At 75.5% G+C, this 18,352-nt stretch carries 16 protein-coding genes; 7 read left to right on the top strand and 9 right to left on the bottom strand.

Annotated elements, in window-relative coordinates; translation table 11 throughout:
* Position 1 precedes the first annotated feature (1 nt).
* The 3 genes from ACI790_RS16040 to ACI790_RS16030 are packed head-to-tail and all read right to left on the bottom strand — an operon-like array spanning position 2 to position 2,102.
* Positions 2–700, bottom strand: coding sequence for a TetR/AcrR family transcriptional regulator (locus tag ACI790_RS16040; RefSeq protein ID WP_456570782.1), 699 nt, complete (start codon positions 698–700; stop codon positions 2–4).
* Entirely contained in the window at positions 616–1,386 is a 771-nt protein-coding gene (locus ACI790_RS16035; protein WP_456570781.1) for an ABC transporter permease, read from the bottom strand. Before ACI790_RS16035 ends, ACI790_RS16040 begins: the two co-directional genes overlap by 85 nt.
* A complete protein-coding gene (locus tag ACI790_RS16030; RefSeq protein WP_456570780.1) occupies positions 1,383–2,102 on the bottom strand; it encodes an ABC transporter ATP-binding protein in 720 nt (239 codons plus the stop codon). Before ACI790_RS16030 ends, ACI790_RS16035 begins: the two co-directional genes overlap by 4 nt.
* Positions 2,103–2,226: 124 nt before the next feature.
* Between ACI790_RS16030 and ACI790_RS16025 the strand changes: the two genes are divergently transcribed.
* Positions 2,227–3,033, top strand: a complete 807-nt coding sequence (locus ACI790_RS16025) for a TrmH family RNA methyltransferase (RefSeq protein ID WP_456570779.1) — start codon at positions 2,227–2,229, stop codon at positions 3,031–3,033.
* A 15-nt stretch (positions 3,034–3,048) separates the two neighbouring features.
* Here ACI790_RS16025 and ACI790_RS16020 read toward each other — a convergent pair whose 3' ends face one another.
* Positions 3,049–3,522, bottom strand: coding sequence for a general stress protein (locus tag ACI790_RS16020; protein ID WP_456570778.1), 474 nt, complete (start codon positions 3,520–3,522; stop codon positions 3,049–3,051).
* 36 nt (positions 3,523–3,558) lie between these two features.
* Complete coding sequence (gene sepH / locus ACI790_RS16015) at positions 3,559–4,482, bottom strand: septation protein SepH (protein WP_456570777.1); 924 nt, start codon at positions 4,480–4,482, stop codon at positions 3,559–3,561.
* A 246-nt stretch (positions 4,483–4,728) separates the two neighbouring features.
* Here sepH and ACI790_RS16010 point away from each other — a divergent pair, with 246 nt between their 5' ends.
* Positions 4,729–6,630 (top strand): prolyl oligopeptidase family serine peptidase, encoded by a 1,902-nt coding sequence (locus tag ACI790_RS16010; RefSeq protein ID WP_456570776.1) that lies wholly within the window; start codon positions 4,729–4,731, stop codon positions 6,628–6,630.
* Positions 6,627–8,096 (top strand): circularly permuted type 2 ATP-grasp protein, encoded by a 1,470-nt coding sequence (locus ACI790_RS16005; RefSeq protein ID WP_456570775.1) that lies wholly within the window; start codon positions 6,627–6,629, stop codon positions 8,094–8,096. Before ACI790_RS16010 ends, ACI790_RS16005 begins: the two co-directional genes overlap by 4 nt.
* 13 nt (positions 8,097–8,109) lie before the next feature.
* Here ACI790_RS16005 and ACI790_RS16000 read toward each other — a convergent pair whose 3' ends face one another.
* The 3 genes from ACI790_RS16000 to ACI790_RS15990 form a co-directional block, all read right to left on the bottom strand.
* Entirely contained in the window at positions 8,110–10,770 is a 2,661-nt protein-coding gene (locus tag ACI790_RS16000; protein ID WP_456570774.1) for an ATP-binding protein, read from the bottom strand.
* Positions 10,771–10,803: 33 nt separating this feature from the next.
* A complete protein-coding gene (gene serC / locus ACI790_RS15995) occupies positions 10,804–11,916 on the bottom strand; it encodes a phosphoserine transaminase (RefSeq protein ID WP_456570773.1) in 1,113 nt (370 codons plus the stop codon).
* 102 nt (positions 11,917–12,018) lie between these two features.
* Complete coding sequence (locus ACI790_RS15990; protein ID WP_456570772.1) at positions 12,019–13,137, bottom strand: citrate synthase 2; 1,119 nt, start codon at positions 13,135–13,137, stop codon at positions 12,019–12,021.
* A gap of 189 nt (positions 13,138–13,326) precedes the next feature.
* Here ACI790_RS15990 and pdxH point away from each other — a divergent pair, with 189 nt between their 5' ends.
* Both pdxH and ACI790_RS15980 read left to right on the top strand, forming a co-directional pair.
* Complete coding sequence (gene pdxH / locus ACI790_RS15985; RefSeq protein WP_456570771.1) at positions 13,327–13,974, top strand: pyridoxamine 5'-phosphate oxidase; 648 nt, start codon at positions 13,327–13,329, stop codon at positions 13,972–13,974.
* 16 nt (positions 13,975–13,990) lie between these two features.
* The gene (locus ACI790_RS15980) at positions 13,991–15,328 is read left to right on the top strand and encodes an MFS transporter (protein ID WP_456570770.1); all 1,338 of its coding nucleotides are present in this window, start codon (positions 13,991–13,993) and stop codon (positions 15,326–15,328) included.
* 117 nt (positions 15,329–15,445) lie between these two features.
* Here ACI790_RS15980 and ACI790_RS15975 read toward each other — a convergent pair whose 3' ends face one another.
* Positions 15,446–16,114, bottom strand: coding sequence for a UdgX family uracil-DNA binding protein (locus tag ACI790_RS15975; protein ID WP_456570769.1), 669 nt, complete (start codon positions 16,112–16,114; stop codon positions 15,446–15,448).
* A gap of 144 nt (positions 16,115–16,258) precedes the next feature.
* Here ACI790_RS15975 and ACI790_RS15970 point away from each other — a divergent pair, with 144 nt between their 5' ends.
* On the top strand, positions 16,259–17,167 hold the full coding sequence (locus tag ACI790_RS15970; RefSeq protein ID WP_456570768.1) for an ABC transporter ATP-binding protein: 909 nt from the start codon (positions 16,259–16,261) through the stop codon (positions 17,165–17,167).
* Positions 17,164–18,348, top strand: coding sequence for an ABC transporter permease (locus ACI790_RS15965; RefSeq protein ID WP_456570767.1), 1,185 nt, complete (start codon positions 17,164–17,166; stop codon positions 18,346–18,348). Before ACI790_RS15970 ends, ACI790_RS15965 begins: the two co-directional genes overlap by 4 nt.
* Positions 18,349–18,352: the final 4 nt, after the last annotated feature.

The following is an 18,352-nucleotide window of genomic DNA, read 5'->3' as shown; positions in this document are numbered from 1 at the left end:
GTCAACGGCGGGGCATCTCCATCTCGCCGGTGAGGTAGCGCTGGACGGTGGGACCCATCGCGGCGACCAGTGACTCCGGGGACGCCGTGGCCAGCGGCTCCACCTTCAGGACGTACCGCGCCATGACCAGCCCGATCAGCTGGCTGGCCACCAGCGCCCCCCGTGCCGCGCGCTCGGCCGGCGGCAGGTCCAGCGTGCCCACGACCCGGCGCAGCACCTGGGACACGAGGAACTCCCGCAGCAGCTTCGCCGTCCACTCGTTGCCGACGGCGGAGCGGACGAGCGCCAGCGCCGCCGGCTGCATGGGGCCGTCCCAGACCCGCAGCAGCATCCGGACGAGGTTCTCGCCCAGGTTGTCGCGGCCCCCCGCGAGCACCTCGGGCAGCAGCTCGGCCGGGTTGGCCGGCGCCTCGACCGCGGCCAGGAAGAGCTTGTCCTTGCTGCCGAAGTAGTGGTGCACGAGCGCGGGGTCGACGCCGGCCGCCCCGGCGATCTGCCGGATGGTGGCGCCGTCGAAACCGCGCTCGGCGAAGGCCTCCCGGGCCGCGGCCAGGACGGCGTCCCGGGTGTCCGGCTTCCCGGGCCGTCGCCCGGTCGGCCGGTTGCCTGCTCCGGTCAGCTGGTCCTCCTCCGCAGGGTCGCCGCCGCCAGGGCGAGGGCGAGCAGGGCGACGCCGGCAACGATCCCGACGTCGGCCCACATCGTGCCCGTCGCCGACGGGGACCGCCCGACCTCCTGCAGCGCCTCGACGGCGTAGGTGAGCGGCAGGACGTCGCTGACCGCCCGCAGCCAGCCGGCCATCTGCTCGCGGGGGACGAGCAGCCCGCAGAGGAAGAACTGCGGCAGCACGACCACCGGCATGAACTGCACCGCCTGGAACTCGCTGCGGGCGAAGGCGCTGGCCAGCAGGCCCAGCGCGACGCCCAGCACCGCGTCGGCGACGGCGATGAGCACGACCAGGGCGATCGCGCCGGTCACGTCGAGGTCGTAGAGCGTCACCGCGACCGTCACGGTCACCACCGCCTGCAGCGCCGCCGCCAGACCGAAGGCCAGGCCGTAGCCGAGCAGCAGGTCCAGCCGGGCCAGCGGGGTGGTGAGCAGCCGCTCCAGCGTGCCGGAGGTGCGCTCGCGCAGCATCGCGATGCTGGTCACCAGGAACATCACCACGAACGGGAAGATCCCGAGCATGGTCAGGCCGACCCGGTCGAACGTGCCCGGCTGGCCCGGAAGGGTCGGTAGGTCCTTCCACAGCAGGTGGAGGAGGCCGAGCAGCACGCTCGGCAGCACCAGCAGCATCGCGATGGTGCGGTGGTCGTGCCGCAGCTGGCGGAGCACCCGGCCGGCGGTGGCCGCGGTGAGCCGGGGGCTCGCCAGGGCGGTGCTCACGCCGCGACCCCCGTCCGGGCGCGGACGACGGCGAGGAAGGCCTCCTCCAGATCGGGGGAGCCGCCGTCGGCCCGCAGCTGCGCCGGCGTGGAGTCGGCGAGCAGCTCGCCGTCGCGCAGCAGCAGCAGGCGGTCGCACCGGCCGGCCTCGTCCATGACGTGGCTGGACACGACCAGCGTCGTGCCGGACGCCGCGAGGGCGTGGAACCGCGCCCAGAGGTCGGCGCGCAGCACCGGGTCCAGCCCGACGGTCGGCTCGTCCAGCACCAGCACCTCGGGTTCGCCGACCAGGGCGCAGGCCAGCGAAGCGCGCCCGCGCTGGCCGCCGGAGAGATCGGCGACCAGCCGGCCGGCCGCGGACGCCAGGCCGACGTCGGCGATGGCGGCATCCGCCTCGCCCGCACGTCGGCCGTGCAGGGCGGCGAAGTAGCGGGCGTTCTCCCGCACCGTGAGGTCGGCGTACACGCTCGGCGCCTGGGTGACGTAGCCGACACGGGCGCGCAGGGCGGGGGAGCCGGCGGGTTCGCCGAGCACCGTGACGGTGCCCGACCGGATCCGCTGGACCCCGACGAGCGCGCGCAGCAGCGTCGTCTTCCCGCTGCCGCTCGGTCCCAGCAGGCCGGTGACCTGCCCCTGGGGGACGGCGAAGGAGAGGCCGGGGAGCACGCGCCTGCGGCCCCGGTCGACGACGAGATCGGTGACGGTGACGGCGTCCATGACGCGCCCTCCAGACTCAACGGCTGATGAACTCAACGCTAGATGAGTTGCTCGGGGGACGTCAACGGGGTCGTCGGTCCCGCCGGGTGCCGGCGGGTGCTGCCGGCCGGGCAGAATCGCGGCCGTGCCCCCTCCCGTCGTCATCACCGATCCGGACGACGAGCGGGTGGCGGACTTCCGCGACCTCAAGGCGGGGGACCGGCCGGCGGGCACCCCCCGCGGCACCGGCCCGGTGATCGTGGAGGGTGTGCCCGCGGTGCAGCGGCTGCTGGCGTCCCCGTACCGGGTGCGGGCGGTCTTCGGGGTCCCCGGGCGGGTGGCCGCGCTGGGCCTGCCCGACGACGTCCCGGCCTACGAGGCGGACAAGTGGGTGCTGTCGGAGGTCATCGGCTTCCGGCTCACCCGCGGCGTGGTCGCCTCCGCCGACCGCCGTCCCGCCGACGACCTCGACGCCGTCCTGGCCGGCCCGGATCCGGCGGCGCCCCGCCGGCTGGCCGTCCTGGAGGCGCTCAACGACGCGGAGAACCTCGGCTCGATCGCCCGCTCGGCGGTGGCGCTCGGGGTGGACGGGTTGCTGCTGGACCCGCGCTGTGCCGATCCGCTCTACCGCCGTTCGGTGCGCGTCTCGATGGGCCACGTGCTCTCGCTGCCGTTCGCCGTGCTGCCGGAGTGGCCGGCCGGCCTGGAGCGGCTGCACGACGCCGGGTACCTGACGGTGGCGCTGACCCCGGCCGCGGACGCCCTCGACCTGGCCGACGTCGATCCGCGCGCGCACCCGCGCACGGCGGTGCTGCTCGGCGCCGAGGGCCCGGGGCTCACGCCCGCGGCGCAGCAGGCGGCGCGGGTGCGCGCCCGGATCCCGATGCGGACGGGCGTGGACTCCCTGGGCGTCGCGGCCGCGGCGGCGGTCGCCTTCGCCACCCTGCGCTGACGCGCCGGGGACAGCTCAGCCGCGGAGCGAGAAGCGGGCGAGCAGGGCGCGCGCCTCCTCGGCGTGCGCCGGGTTGCACATCACGTCGTACCGGCTCGCGGTGATCTTGCTCGTGCTGGTGAAGTCGCGGCGGCCGCGGGTCGCGGCGTACCCCATCCCGCCGAAGGCGGCGCCGAACACCACGCCGATCAGCAGCCCCGTGAGCACCGAGCCGATCCAGTTGGCGCCGTCCGCGGCGAAGATGCCGAGCAGCAGGCCGACGAACAGACCCCACCAGGCGCCCGCGGCCGCACCGGCGGCGACGGCGCGGCCGATGGTCATCCGCCCGGTCACCGTCTCGACCATCCGCAGGTCCGTGCCGATGATCGTCACGTTCTCGACGGCGAACTTCTCGTCGGAGAGGTAGTCGACCGCCGCCTGGGCTCGCTCGTAGCTGTCGTAGGACCCGACCTGCACGCCGCCCAGCGGCATCGACACCGAAGCACTCATGCCCGGTCAACTACCCAGCCGACCGCGGTGTTCCACTCAGCGGTTGCGGCGGACCCCGAAGACGATGTCCTCCCACGCCGGGATGCGGGCGCGCGGGTCCTCGTCCTCGTCGGAGCCCTCGCGGCCGCCCCGGCCCAGCACGATGGTGTCGTGCTCGGCGACCTCGTCGAGGAGCGCCGCCATCGCCTCGTCGTCCTCGGGGGAGCCGTCGGGGGCGTGCACGTCGCGCACGAGGGCGTCCTCGTCCTCCGCCGAGGACGGCGCGGGGGAGGGGGCGGGCGCAGGCTCGGGCGCGCGGACCACCGAGACCGGGCGGCTGCGGGTGATCGGCGCGGGCAGGCCCGCGGGCACCTCCGGGACCACCCGCACCAGGCGGGTGCCCTCGGCGAAGTCGGTGGTCGCGGCGTCGGCGGGGGTGACCGTGCGGGAGGGCAGGTCGTAGCTCCACCGGGCGGTGCCGGACTTCGCTCCGGCGCGCCACGCGCCGGTGACCACCCAGGTGCCGTCGTCGCCCCGATAGGCGTCCCACTCGACGGCGTCGATGTCGGTGTCGATCAGCCGCAGCCGCTCGAGCATGAACTGCTGGAGGACCGCCCCGGGGGCGCCCTCGGTCAGCCGCACGCGCGCCTCGCGGGCCTGCCCGGCCACGCGCTCGCGCTCCTGCAGCACCGGGTGGGCGAAGCGCATGATCCGCTCCACCCGTGCCCCGGTGGCGGCCGCGACCTGCTCGGGCGTCTCTCCCGAGCGGATGCGGGACTGGATCACCCGCGGCGGCAGCTCGGTACCGAGGTCGACGTCGATCTGGGTGAGCCGGCGGGCGTCCCCGCGGGCGGCCGCACGCAGGCGGTCGTCGATCGGGAGCTCGAACCTCTCCCCGCCGTCGGGGGCGTCGGGGCCCTCCGCGGAGAGGATGACGCTCTTCCCGTCGTCGGAGAGCGCCACGAGGCGCAGCGTGCGCATGGCGACCTCCTGCAAGCGGCGCGGCGGGCCCGGACGAGAGCCCGGTTCCCGAGGCTATCCGGGTCCGGGCGGCGCCGCGCGCAGGCGGCCCGGCGTGGCGCGCCCGCACGTCCGGCGTCCGCGTCCTCCCGGCGGGGGTGCGGACGCGGACTTTCCACGCCGATGACACCCCTGACACACCACCGCAACGGGAGCCCGACACAGTGGGGCGCCCGCCAGCGGACCGAACCGAGCCGAGGAGGAGCGATGGCCAGCCCGGTGACCGACCAGTGGACGGCCGCGCCCGCGGGGTTCCCCGCCCTGGAAGCGCTGGCACCGCCCGAGGCGCTGCCGGCCGACGTCCGCCACGTCATCACCCGGGTCGCCGGTGCCGCGGCCGCCTGGTGCCCGGCACCGTCCCCGGACGGCGGGCGGATCGCCTACGTCACCGACCGGTCGGGCCTGCCCCGCCTGGAGGTCGCCGCCCTGGACGGCGCGACGCCCCCGCGTCAGGTCTCCGGCGCCGACCAGGAGGTCGTCTCCGTCACCTGGTCGCCCGACGGCGCGTGGCTGGCCTACCTGGTCAGCCCCGGCGGGTCCATCTGCGCCGAGCTGCACGTGGTCCGCCCCGACGGCACCGGCTCCCGGCCGGTGGCCGGGCAGGACCCGCGCGCGACCGTCGTCCCCGGGTCCTGGGCCGGGCCGCGGCACTACGTCTGCTCGATCGCGTCGGGCAACGGACCCGACGCCGACGTCGTCCTGGTCGACGTCGTCACCGGCGAGCAGCGGACGCTCGCCTCCGGCGGCTTCCTCTCCGTGACCGCCCTCTCCGCCGACCACCGCACCGTCCTCGCCCGGCGCGGGCCCCGCGCCTTCCGGCACTCCGTCGTCATCGACGTCGCGACCGGGATACAGCGCCGGGTGCTCCCGCTCGACGTGCCCGGGGGGATCGCGTCGGAGGACGGCCGGTTCACCGCCGACGGGCGGACGGTGCACGTCCGCGCCGCCCTGCCGGGCCCGCCCGGCGCCGACCGGGCCGGCCTGGTCGCCGTCCCGGTCGATGACGACGGTGTCCCCGGCCGGGGGCGCACGGTGCTGTACCGGGCCGACGCCGACCTCGACGGCTACGCGGTGCGGCCCGACGGCACCGTCCTCGCGCTGTGGACCGCCGACGGGGTCAGCCAGCTGTGGCTGCACGCGCTGTCCGACGGCGCCGTCGTCCGCCGGATCCCGCTGCCCGAGCCGGTGCTCTCCGGCTGGGCGCCGGCCGCCGGGGCCGACGCGCTGATCGCCGAGCTGTCCGGCCCCCGGGCACCCCGCGGGCTGTGGCGGGTGCCGCTCGACGGCACCGGCGCACCCCAGCCGCTGGCCTGCTCGCCGGCGCGCCCGGACCCGCGCGGCCTGGTCGAGCCGGTGCTGCACCGGTACGTGGCCCCCGACGGCGTCGCGCTCTCCGGCTGGCTGTACACGCCGGAGGGCCACCGGGGCCCGAACCGAACGGTGGTCAGCTTCCACGGCGGCCCGGAGGGGCAGGAGCGCCCCGGCTGGTCCCCGATCACGCAGAGCATGGTGGCCGCGGGCCTCACCGTCTTCGCGCCCAACGTCCGCGGGTCGGGCGGCTTCGGCCGCGCCTTCATGACCGCCGACGACGGGCCGGCGCGCGAGGCGTCCTTCGCCGACGTCCCGGCGACGGTGGACGAGCTGGTGACCGCCGGCATCGCCGCCCCCGGGCAGATCGGCGCGCACGGCTGGTCCTACGGCGGCTACCTGACGCTGGTGGCGCTCACCCGCTGGCCGGACCTGTTCGCCGCCGGGGCCTCGCTGGCCGGGATGAGCGACCTGCGTACCTTCTTCGCCGGCACCGAGCCGTGGATGGCCGCGGCGTCGGTGACGGAGTACGGGGACCCGGTCGCCGACCGCGACATGCTGGCCGCGATCTCGCCGATGACGGCCCTGGACCGGCTGACGTCGCCGGTGCTGCTGGCGCACGGGGACCGCGACACGAACGTGCCGGTGGCCGAGTCGGTGCAGGCGCACCAGGCCCTCCAGGCGCGGGGTGCGTGCGTCGACCTGCTGCTCTTCGCCGGCGAGGGGCACGCCATCGTGGGCCGGGACCACCTGGTCGAACTGGGCGGACGACTCGCCGCCTGGTTCGATCGGTGGTTGTGAACGGGGAGATCTTCGCCGGGTACTCCACCGCGCGCACCGACGAGGCCGTCGATGCGCGCGGCCGGCTGCGCGCGGGATGGGCCGGGCCCGCCGCTGCCCTGGAGCGGCTGGGACCGGACGGCCTGACCGCCGCCACCCGGCACCTGGCGGACTGGCGCGAGGAGCACGGCGTCACGGTCTCGGCCTGGGTGGACGGCCGGCAGGAGGTGCGCCCGGTGCCCATGGACCCGGTGCCCCGGCTGGTCGACGCCGCCACGTGGGCCGCGCTGGCGGCGGGCGTGGCCCAGCGGCACCGGGCCCTCAACGCCTTCCTCGCCGACACCTACCGCCCGGCCGGGCGCCGGCGGGGCGACAGCGATCGGGCGCCGGAGGTCGTGCGGGCCGGCGTGCTGCCCGAGTGGGCCGTGGCGCACGCCCCCGGCCGCGATCCGGACGCGGTGTCCCGCGCCTGGCCGGGGCAGCCCCGGGCGACGGTGGCGGCGGCCGACCTGGTGCGCACCACCGGCGACCGCTGGGTGGTCGCGTGCGACGACCTCCGGGTGCCGTCGGGCATCGGGTACGCGCTGGCCGACCGGGCGGCCGCGCGGACGGCCGTGCCGGAGCTGTTCGCCGGCCGGCAGCCGAGGGACCCGGCCGAGGCCGTCGCCCTGCTGGCCGCCGCACTGACCGCCGCCGCGCCGCCGGCGACGTCCCGCCCGCCGCGGATCGCGGTGCTCACCCAGGGGGAGAGCGCCGCGGCCTGGTTCGAGCACCAGGTGCTGGCCGAGGCGCTGGGGGCGCCGCTGGTGCGGGCCGGTGACCTGTGGCCGCGCAGCGACGGGGGAGTGGAGGCCGCCGTGGACGGCGGCCGGGTGCCGGTCGACGTGCTCTACCGGCAGTTCGACGACGCGCTGCTCGGCGCCTTTCCCACGGGTGCCGGCCTGCCGCTGGACGTCGCCCTCACCGAGGCCGTCCGGGCCGGCCGGCTCGGGCTCGCCAACGTGCCCGGGAACGGCGTGGCCGACGACGCGGCGGCCTACGCCTGGGTCCCGTCGCTGATCCGCTTCTACCTGGGCGAGGAGCCGTTGCTGGACTCCGCGCGGACCTGGGTGCTGGCCGACCCGGCGGCGGAGTCCGCCGTACAGGACCGGCTGGCCGAGCTGGAGGTGCGGTCGGTCGCCGGGTACGGCAGCCGGGACGTCGTCTCCGGCCCGGCCTGCTCGGCGGCCGAGCTGGCCGCGCTGCGCGCCGAGATCTCCGCGGCGCCGCACCGGTTCGTCGCCCGGGAGCCCCTGGAGCCCTCGACGGCGCCGACCCTGGTCGACGGCGTCCTGGCGCCCCGGCCGGTGTGCCTGCGGGTCTTCTCCGTCGCCGGCGCGAGCACCACCGCCCTGCCCGTCGCCCTGACCCGGGTGGCCACCGAGGACGGGCCGGACCTGCCGGGCGCGCCCGGCGACGGCAGCAAGGACACCTGGCTGCTGCGCTGAGCCCGGCCGCGGGTCAGGCGGCGGAGAGCCCGGACCTGATCCGCACCGTCGTGCCGTGCGGGCTGGGGATGGCGGTGACGTCGCCGAAGGCGCTCATCAGCGTCGAGCCGCGGCCGCGGTCCATGCTGGGCACCCGTTCCCGCCACTGCCCGTAGTCGCGGATCGTGATCTCGACGAGGCCGGCGCCGACGTCGGCGGCGACGTCGACGAACGGCTCGGTCGGGTCCTGGGCGTGCTCGACCGCGTTCGTGGCCGCCTCGCACGCGGCCAGCAGCAGGTCGTAGGCGTGGTCGGGGTCCACGCCGGCCTCTGCCAGCAGCGCGCGCAGCCGGCGGCGGACGACCGGGATCGAGGACACGTCCGCGGGCACCCGCCACTGCGCCCGGTGCGGGCCGGCCGGCGCCGTCGCCGTCCGCGGCGCGGGCGCCGGGGCCGGGCGGTGGACCGGGGTGGCGGCCGGCGGCGGGGGGAGCGGTGCCGGGGCCGGGGCGGACACCGGTTCCGGCGGCCCGGAGGGGCCGACGGCGCGCCCTCCGGCCCGCTCGAGCGCGACGCGCACGCGGGCGATCAGCTCCGCGGCGCGGAAGGGCTTGGCCAGGTAGTCGTCGGCGCCGGCCTCCAGGCCCTCCACCGAGGCCTCCTGGCCGGCCCGGGCGGTCAGCATGATCACCGGGATGGCTCGGGTGGCCGGGTCGGCGCGCAGCGCCCGCAGCAGCTCGAAGCCGTCGATGCGGGGCATCATCACGTCGGTCAGCACCAGGTCGGGAGCGCGCTCGGCGATCGCGGCGAGCGCCTCCTCGCCGTTGGCCGTCGTGCGCACCGTCCAGTGCGGGCCGAGCAGCCGGGTCAGGTAGGCGCGCATGTCGGCGTTGTCGTCGACGACCAGCACGTCGGCGCCGCCCACCGCCCCGGGGGTCGTGCCGGCGGGCCGGGACGTCTCCTCCGCCCAGCTGGCCGCCTCGCCGTGGGCGGCCTCGGACGGCACCGCGGACGGCCCGGCCGGCGCGGCGTCGGGGCGGCCGGAGGGGAGCGCGACGGCGAACGTGCTGCCCCGGCCCGGCTCGCTGGTCACCGTGACGCTGCCGCCGTGCAGCGCGGCGAGCTCCTGCACGAGGGCCAGCCCGATGCCGGTGCCCTCCCGGGTGCGCGCGGCGGAGCCGGCGACGCGGTGGAACCGCTCGAACAGGTGCGGCAGCTCCTCGGCCACGATGCCGACGCCGGTGTCGGCGACGGTGAGCACGAAGCCGTCGTCGGCGTCGCGCAGGGCCACCGCGATACCGCCCACGAAGGTGTACTTCACCGCGTTGGCCAGCAGGTTGACGACGATCTTCTCCCACATCCGCGGGTCGACGAACGCCGGTCGGCCCAGCGGCGGGCAGTCGACGGTGAGCTGCAGCCCGGCCCGCTCCGCGGCCGAGCGGAAGATGCCGGCCAGCTCGGCGGTGAACGTGGCGACGTCGGTCTCCACCCGCACCGGCGTCGCCCGTCCCGCCTCGATGCTGGCGAAGTCGAGCAGGTCGTTGACCAGCCGCTGCAGCCGCTGCCCGTTGCGGACGGCGAGGGTGAGCTGCTCGCGGACGTCGTCGGTCAGCGGCGGATCGGCCTCCTCCAGGACGTCGCGCAGCGGGCCCAGCAGCAGGGTGAGCGGCGTGCGCAGCTCGTGGCTGACGTCGGCGAAGAAGGTGGTCTTGGCCCGGTCCAGCGCGGCGAGGGACTCCGCGCGCTCCCGCTCGCTCTCGAACGCGCGGATGTTGACCAGGGCACCGGTGAACTGGCCGGCCACCAGCTCGTGGAAGGTCCGGTAATCGGCGTCCAGCGCGCGGCTGGGCGACTTGCCGAGGACCAGCAGCCCCACCGGGGCGGCGTCCCGGCTGACCGTCAACGGGAGGACGACCGCCTCGGTGACCGGATCCCCCCACGGGCCGCCGGTGACGCCGAGCCCGGCCGCCGGCGGGAGGGCCGCCCCCGGATCGGTCACCGCCGGCAGCAGGTCCGCGTCGACGCCCGTGGTGGCCACCCGCCGGAAGCTGCCGTCGTCGGCGGAGAGGTAGACGGCGGCGAAGGGGACGTCGAGGGCGTCGCTGCCGAGGGCAGTGCACATGGCGGTCACCGTCGCTCGCTCGTCGCCGAGCCGGGCGCCCTGCACGGACAGCGTGTGCAGCAGCTGCTGGCGCCGTGCGGCGAGCAGCTCGCCGGTGACCTCGGTGCAGACGGCGTGCATCCCGGCGACCCGGCCGTCGTCGTCGAAGGCGGGGGCGTGGGAGACGGTGAAGTAGGTCTCCTCGCGGTACCCGGCGCGCTCCAGCAGGAGCAGCAGGCCCGGCAGCCAGGAGGCCTCGAGCGTGGTCATCGCGTGCGCGATGGGAGGGCCGAGCGCGTCCCAGCCCTCGGCCAGCGTCTGCCGGATGTCCTCGCCGATCGCCGGGTGCTTGGCACCGATGAGCGGGGCGTAGGCGTCGTTGTAGAACTGCCGGAACTCCGGACCCCAGGTCAGGACCATGGGGAACTTCGAGACCAGCACCGTGCGCACGGCGTGGCGGAGGCTGGCCGGCCAGGTCTCGACCGGCCCGAGCGGCGTGCTCGCCCAGTCGAGGGCGGCCATGATGCGACCGGCCTCGCCGCCGGCGGTGAAGAGATCACCGCCGGCGGAGCACGACGACCTACCGGGGCGCACGCCCACCTCCAGCGAAGAAGCCGGCCAGCTCGCTCAGAGACGCTCTGCCACGTGGTCGATGCAGGCGGTCAGCGCGGTCACGTCGTCGGGGTCGACGGCGGGGAACATGCCGACGCGCAGCTGGTTGCGGCCGAGCTTGCGGTAGGGCTCGACGTCGACGACGCCGTGGGCGCGCAGCGTCGTCGCCAGGGCGGCGGCGTCGACCGAGTCGGCGAAGTCGATGGTGCCCACGACGTAGCTGCGGTGGTCGGGGTCGGCCACGAACGGCGTCGCGTACGGCGACTTCTCCGCCCAGCCGTAGAGCCGGCTCGAGGACTCGCGGCTGCGGGCCACGGCCCCGGAGAGCCCGCCGAGGGAGAGCAGCCAGTCGATCTGGTCGGCCAGCAGGAAGAGCGTGGCGACCGCCGGGGTGTTGTAGGTCTGGTCCTTCGAGGAGTTGTCGACGGCGATCGACAGGTCGAGGAACCCGGGGATCCAGCGGCCGGACGCCTTGATCTCGGCCACCCGCTGGAGGGCGTCGGCCGACATGAGGGCCACCCAGAGGCCGCCGTCGGCGGCGAAGGACTTCTGCGGCGCGAAGTAGTAGACGTCGGTCTGCGAGACGTCGACCGGCAGGCCGCCGGCGCCGCTGGTGGCGTCGATGAGCACGAGGGCGTCCTCGGTGCCCGACGGCCGGGCGATCGGCGCCATCACGCCGGTCGAGGTCTCGTTGTGCGCCCAGCCGTAGGCGTCCACGCCCTCGGTGGCGGTGGGCAGCGCCAGCGACCCGGGGTCGGCCGTCACGATCACCGGGTCGCCCAGGAACGGGGCCTCCTTCGCGCCGGAGGCGAACTTGGCCGAGAACTCCCCGTAGGTTCCGAAGGCGGCGCGGTCCCGGATGAGGCCGAAGAGCGCCGCGTCCCAGAACGCGGTGGTGCCGCCGTTGCCGAGCACGACCTGGTAGCCGTCGGGCAGGTCGAACAGCGCGGTGAGCCCCTCGCGCACCCGGCGGACCAGGTTCTTCACCGGCGCCTGGCGGTGGGAGGTGCCCATGATCGCCGCACCGTCCCCGGCCAGGGCCCGGAGCGCCTCGGGGCGCACCTTGGACGGGCCGCACCCGAACCGCCCGTCGGCGGGCAGAAGCTCGGCGGGGATGGTGATGGACATCCGTGGGAGGCCTTCCGGTTCGCGTGGATCGTGCGGAGCGCCCGACGACGACGGCCCGGGTCGCGGAGTGCGGCCGGGCCGTCGTCATCGGGGCGGTGCTGGTCAGACCGAGGCGGCCTGGTGGTTGATGGTGTCCCAGCCCTCGACGGCCTCGGGCTTGCGCGAGTCGGGGCCGATGTAGCGGGCGGACGGGCGCACGAGGCGGCCGGTGTTCTTCTGCTCGAGGATGTGCGCGCACCAGCCGGCGGTGCGGGCGCAGGTGAACATCGAGGTGAACATGTGGCTCGGGACCTCGGCGAAGTCCAGGACGATCGCCGCCCAGAACTCCACGTTCGTCTCGACCGGCCGGTCGGGACGGCGCTCGCGCAGCTCCTTCAGGGCGGCCTGCTCCAGGGCGAGGGCGGCCTCGAAGCGCGGGGCGCCGAGCTCCTGGGCCGAGCGGCGCAGCACGCGGGCGCGGGGGTCCTCGGCGCGGTAGACCCGGTGGCCGAAGCCCATCAACCGCTCCTTGCGGTCGAGCAGGTCCTTCACGTACTTCTCGGCGTCGCCGGTCTTCTCGACGTCGTCGAGCATGTGCAGCACCCGGGACGGCGCGCCGCCGTGCAGCGGGCCGGACATCGCGCCGATCGCGCCGGACATGGCGGCGGCGACGTCGGCGCCGGTGGAGGCGATGACGCGGGCGGTGAACGTCGAGGCGTTCATGCCGTGCTCGGCGGCCGACGTCCAGTAGGCGTCGACGGCGGCGACGTGCCGGGGGTCGGGCTCGCCGCGCCAGCGGACCATGAAGCGCTCGACGATGGTGGAGGCCTCGTCGATCCGCGACTGCGGGACGGCGGGGGTGCCGATGCCGCGGGCGGACTGCGCCACGTAGGACAGCGCCATGACGGCGGCGCGGGCCAGCTGGTCCCGGGCCTCCTCGGTGGAGATGTCCAGGAGCGGGCGGTAGCCCCAGAAGGGCGCGAGCATGGCCAGCGCGGCCTGCACGTCGACCCGCACGTCACCGCTGTGCACCGGGATCGGGAACGGCTCGGCCGGCGGCAGGCCCGGGCCGAACTTGCCGTCGACCAGCAGGGCCCAGACGTTGCCGAAGGTGACCTTGCCGACCAGGTCCTCGATGTCGACGCCGCGGTAGCGCAGCGAACCGCCGTCCTTGTCGGGTTCGGCGATCTCGGTCTCGAAGGCGATGACGCCTTCGAGACCGGGTACGAAGTCGTCGGCCATCTCGCATGCTCCTCTGCGCGCGGACCCACGTGCGCGCAGGAGAGCTGGCGCACGATTGCCAGTCGACCCTAAGGCCGTCGCCCCCGTCCTGGCACGCGGGGGGCGGTGCGAGCACGATCCGGGCCGTCCGCACCGCCGGCACCGGTGGTCCGCGCGGCCGTCCGCGCGCGGCGGTGTCAGCATGGCTGCGTGCCCGACCTGACCCGCATGCGCAACGACTACACGCTCGGGAGGCTGCGCGAGGACGAGCTCGCGCCCACCTGGGTCGAGCAGTTCGACCGCTGGTTCGCCGACGCCGTCGCCGCGGAGATCCCCGAGCCCAACGCCGTGGTGGTGGCGACCGCCGACGCCGACGGCGCACCGGACGCCCGGGTCGTGCTGATGAAGGGCTACGACGGCGACGGGATCGTTTTCGGCACCAGCTACGCCTCGGCCAAGGGCGCGCAGCTCGCCGCCAACCCCCGCGCGGCGCTGGTCTTCCCGTGGCACGCGCTGCAGCGCCAGGTGCGGGTGACCGGCCGGGTGGAGCGGATCGGCGACGCGGCCTCCGACGCGCTCTGGGACCCCCGGCCGCGCGGGTCGCAGGTGGCGGCCGCCGCCTCGGTGCAGTCGACCGTCGTCGACTCCCGGCGGGAGCTCGAGGAGCGCGTGCGGCGGCTCGACGAGCAGACGCCCGAGGGCAAGCTGCCCCGGCCCGCGGCGTGGGGCGGCTACCGGGTGGTCCCGGAGCGGGTCGAGTTCTGGCAGGGGGGCGGCGACCGGCTGCACGACCGGCTGCGGTTCGTGCTCGACGAGGCCGAGGGCGGGGGCTGGATCGTCCAGCGGCTCGCGCCGTGAGCGCGCAGGTGCTGTCGTGAGCCAGCCGGTCGACCCAGCGGAGAGCGGTGCGCCGGTCGAGGAGCCGGTTCCCGAGCGGGTGCGCCGGCGGGGCTGGACGATCGACACCACGCCGTTGCGCGACCCCGGCTACCGGCGGCTGTTCTGGGGCATCGCCACCACCACGATCGGCCAGCAGATGACCCTGGTCGCCGTTCCGTTCCAGGTCTACGCGCTCACCGGGTCCTCCTTCATGGTCGGCGTCACCTCGATGGTCGCGCTGGTCCCCCTGATCGTCTTCGGTCTGCTCGGCGGGGCGATCGCCGATGCGATGGACCGCCGGCGGCTCCTCGTGATCACCTCGGTCGGTGCGGCGGTCACCAGCGCGCTGCTGGCGGTGCAGGCGCTGCTGCCCGGCGGCGGGAACCTCCTCCTGCTGTGGGTGCTCACCGCCGCCGTCTCCGGCTTCACGGCGGTCAACTCCCCGGCGCGCTACGCCGTCATCCCGGCGCTCGTCGGCCCGGCGGGAGTGCCGGCGGCGAACGCGCTGGCGATGACTGTCCGGCAGATCGGCGTCATCGTCGGCCCGCTGGTCGCCGGCCTCCTGATCGGGCTCGGCTCCCTGTTCACCGCCTACGCCATCGACGCCGTCGGCTTCCTCGTGGCCGTGCTGCTCCTGCGGGGGCTGCCGCCGCTGCCACCGGGACGGGGGGCCGGTCCGATCCGGCTGCGGGCGACGGTGCAGGGGGTCGGGGAGGGCTTCGCGTTCCTGCGCACCCAGCCGGTGCTGCTCATGACGTTCGTCGTCGACATCATCGCGATGCTCTTCGCCTGGCCGCAGGCCGTGTTCCCGGAGCTCTCCGAGACCCGGTTCGAGGGCTCGCCCAACGCGCTGGGCTGGCTGTTCGCCGGCATCTCCATCGGTGCGCTGGCGATGGGCCTGACCTCGGGCTGGGTGTCGAGGGTCGACCGGCAGGGCGCGGTGGTGATCGTCTCGATCGCGGTGTGGGGCGTCGCGATCATCGGCTTCGGCTACGCCCCGACGCTGTGGCTGGCGGTGCTGTGCCTGGCTGTCGCGGGAGCGGGGGACATGGTCAGCGCGGTGCTGCGCTCGGCGATGCTCCAGCTGGCCGCGCCCGACGAGATGCGGGGGCGGATGCAGGGGGTCTTCATCGTCGTGGTCACCGGCGGGCCCCGGCTGGGCGACCTGCGCGCCGGCGGGCTGGCCAGCGCCGCCGGCGTCACCTTCGCCATGGTGTCCGGTGGGGTGGTGGTGGTGCTCGCGATGGTCGCCGTCGCGCTGCTCGTGCCCTCGTTCTGGCTCTTCCGCGCCTCGCGGTCCACCGTCGACCCGGACTCGCGCCCCGCTGCCTGAGCCGGCGGCGGGTCCGGCCGGGCTCGCCCGCCCCCGAGAGTGGCGAGACCGGCCGGACGCCTGCCTCCGTATCCGATCCTGACCGGTCCCACTCGTCGGTAATGAAACCGACACGGTTCAGGCGAGGGTGCGGCTCACCACCGCGAGGTCGGCGACGAGCGCGGCGTAGGCGGCGTCCCGGGCCTCGGCGGGGGTGCGGAGGATCGCCGAGGGGTGGGTGGTGGCGAGGATCCAGGTCTGGTGCGGGGCGTCCTCGTCGTCGTCCTCCGTCGGCGCCGGGGCACCCGGCGGCGTCCAGGGCAGCAGCTGCCCGTGCTCGCGGGTGATGCGGAACGACGGGGAGATCAGCGCCTTGGCCGCCGTCGCGCCCAGGGCGACGACCACCTCCGGCTGGAGCACGGCGAACTCCGCCTCCAGCCACGGCCGGCAGGCCCGCAGGTGCTCGGGTCGGGGCGTCTGGTGGATGCGTCGCTTGCCCTTCACGGTGTGCGAGAAGTGCTTGACCGCGTTGGTGACGTAGCTGTCCCGCCGGTCGATGCCGGCGTCGGTCAGCGCCTTGTCCAGCAGCCGCCCGGCCGGGCCGACGAACGGCTCGCCCCGGCGGTCCTCCTGGTCGCCGGGCTGCTCCCCGACGAACACCACGCGGGCCGTCTCGGGTCCCTCGCCGAAGACCGTCTGGGTGGTGTCCTGCCACAGCTCGCAGGCCCGGCAGCCCGCGGCCGCCCCGCGGAGCTGGTCGAGGCCGGCACCGGAAGGCGGCTGCGCTCCGCCGTCGCGCTCGCTCATGCCCCGATGACACCGCACCCCGGCACCGGCCGCGAGGCGGGCCCGCCACCGAGCGTTCACCTGCGGTTCCGACGGCGTCCGGCTCCGCCGAGATCGTGAGCACCGCTACGGTTCCGGTGGCAGTGCTCGACAGCGGGAGGACATGTGCTCGAGTTCGACGGGCTCCGCAAGAGCTTCGGCGACATCAAGGTCCTCGACGGCGTGGGCTTCGCCGTCCGACCGGGCTCCATGTTCGGTTTCTGCGGCGCCAACGGCGCCGGGAAGACGACGACGATGCGGATCGCCATGGGGCTGGTCCGACCGGACGCCGGCGAGGTGCGCTGGCAGGGCCGGGCGCTGGACCAGGTCACCCGCAGCCGGATCGGCTACATGCCGGAGGAGCGCGGCCTCTACCCGAAGATGAAGGTCGGCGAGCAGGTCACCTACTTCGCCCGGCTGCACGGCCTGGACGCCGCCGCGGCGGCGAGGGCGGCGGGGGAGTGGGTCGAGCGGCTGGGCCTCGGGGAGCGCCGCGGTGACCCCGTGGAGAAGCTGTCGCTGGGCAACCAGCAGCGCGTGCAGCTCGCCGCGGCGCTGGTCAGCCGGCCCGAGGTGCTCATCCTCGACGAGCCGTTCTCCGGCCTGGATCCGGTGGGCGTCGACTCCCTGGCCGAGGCGCTCCTCGAGCAGGTCCGCACCGGGGTCCCCGTCGTCTTCTCCAGCCACCAGCTCGACCTGGTCGAACGGCTGTGCGACTCGGTCGGCATCCTCGCCCGGGGCCGGATGGTCGCCTCGGGCACCGTCGCCGAGCTGCGCGCCCGGGAGGCGGGCCGGCTGCTGCGGGTCGTCGTCCCCGCGGCCCCGCGGGGCTGGGCCGCCGCGCTGCCCGGCGTGCGCGTCGTCTCAGAGTCCGCCGGGGACACGCTCCTCGACCTCGGGGCCGGGGGCGACGACCAGGCGGTCCTCGCCGCCGCCCTGCGCACCGGGCCGGTCACCCACTTCGCCCGGCGGGAGCCCTCGCTCGTCGAGCTGTTCCGCGAGGCCGTCGCCCAGCCGCAGGAGGTGGCCGCATGACCGCGCCCCGCACCCTCACCAGCGCCGCCAAGGTCAGGCTGGTCGCCGCGCGCGAGCTCTCCACCCGCCTCCGGGACAAGAGCTTCATCATCAGCTCGATCGTGATCCTGGTCGTGATCCTCGGCGCGATGGCGTTCCAGGTGGTCATCAGCTCCGGCGGCGAGGAGAGCCGGATCGGCGTCGTCGGCGGCGACGCCTCCGTGACCGCCGCCCTGGAGGCCCAGGGCGAGGCGCTGGACGTCGACGTCGCCGTGGTGGAGCTCGCCGACGAGGACGCCGCCCGCACGGCGGTCGAGGTCGAGGACGTCGACGGCGCCCTCCTGGGCGGCGCCGACCCCGAGCTGGTGGTGCGCGAGTCCGCCGGTGGCACCCTCGAGGCGATCGTGCAGGGCGCGGTCGGGCAGCTCGCGCTCGCCCAGCAGCTCGCCGACGCCGGGGTGACCCAGCTGGACGTGCCCGAGGTCGCGGTCACCCCGTTGGACCCGGACGCCGCGGCCGACGACCAGCGGATCATCACCGCGATCATCGGCGTGGTCCTGCTCTACAGCCTGCTCATCCTGTTCGGCCAGTTCATCGCCCAGGGTGTGGTGGAGGAGAAGGCCAGCCGGGTCGTCGAGCTGCTGCTGGCCACGATGCGCCCCTGGCAGCTGCTCGCCGGCAAGATCCTCGGCCTCGGGGTGCTGGCGCTCGGCCAGATGGTGCTCATCGGCGTCGTCGGCGTCGGGGGAGCGCTCGTCTTCGACGTCGTGGAGGTGCCCGGCGAGCTGATCGGCACCGTCCTCACGGTGATCGCCTGGTTCCTGGTCGGCTACGCCTTCTACGCCGCGGTGTTCGCGGTGGCGGCCTCGCTGGTGAGCCGCCAGGAGGACCTGGCCACGGTGATCATGCCGACGTCCATGGTGCTGATCGTCGCGTTCTTCGTCGGCATCCAGGCCGCCGCCGACCCCTCCGGCGGCCTGGCGCGGGTGACGTCGTACGTGCCGGGGCTCTCGCCGCTGGTCATGCCGGTGCGGCAGGCCGCCGGCGAGGTCGCCCTCTGGGAGGTCGAGCTGGCCGTGCTGCTGATGCTGGTCGCGATCACGCTGATCGTGCGGCTGGGCGGGCGGATCTACGCCGGCGCGCTGCTGCGCACCAGCGGGAAGGTCAAGGTCCGGGAGGCGCTGCGCGCCGAGCGCGCCTGATCGG

Source organism: Blastococcus sp. SYSU DS0539, assembly GCF_054050855.1.
Note: the sequence above shows the minus strand (reverse complement) of the source record. Positions and strands in the feature narration are given on the sequence as shown.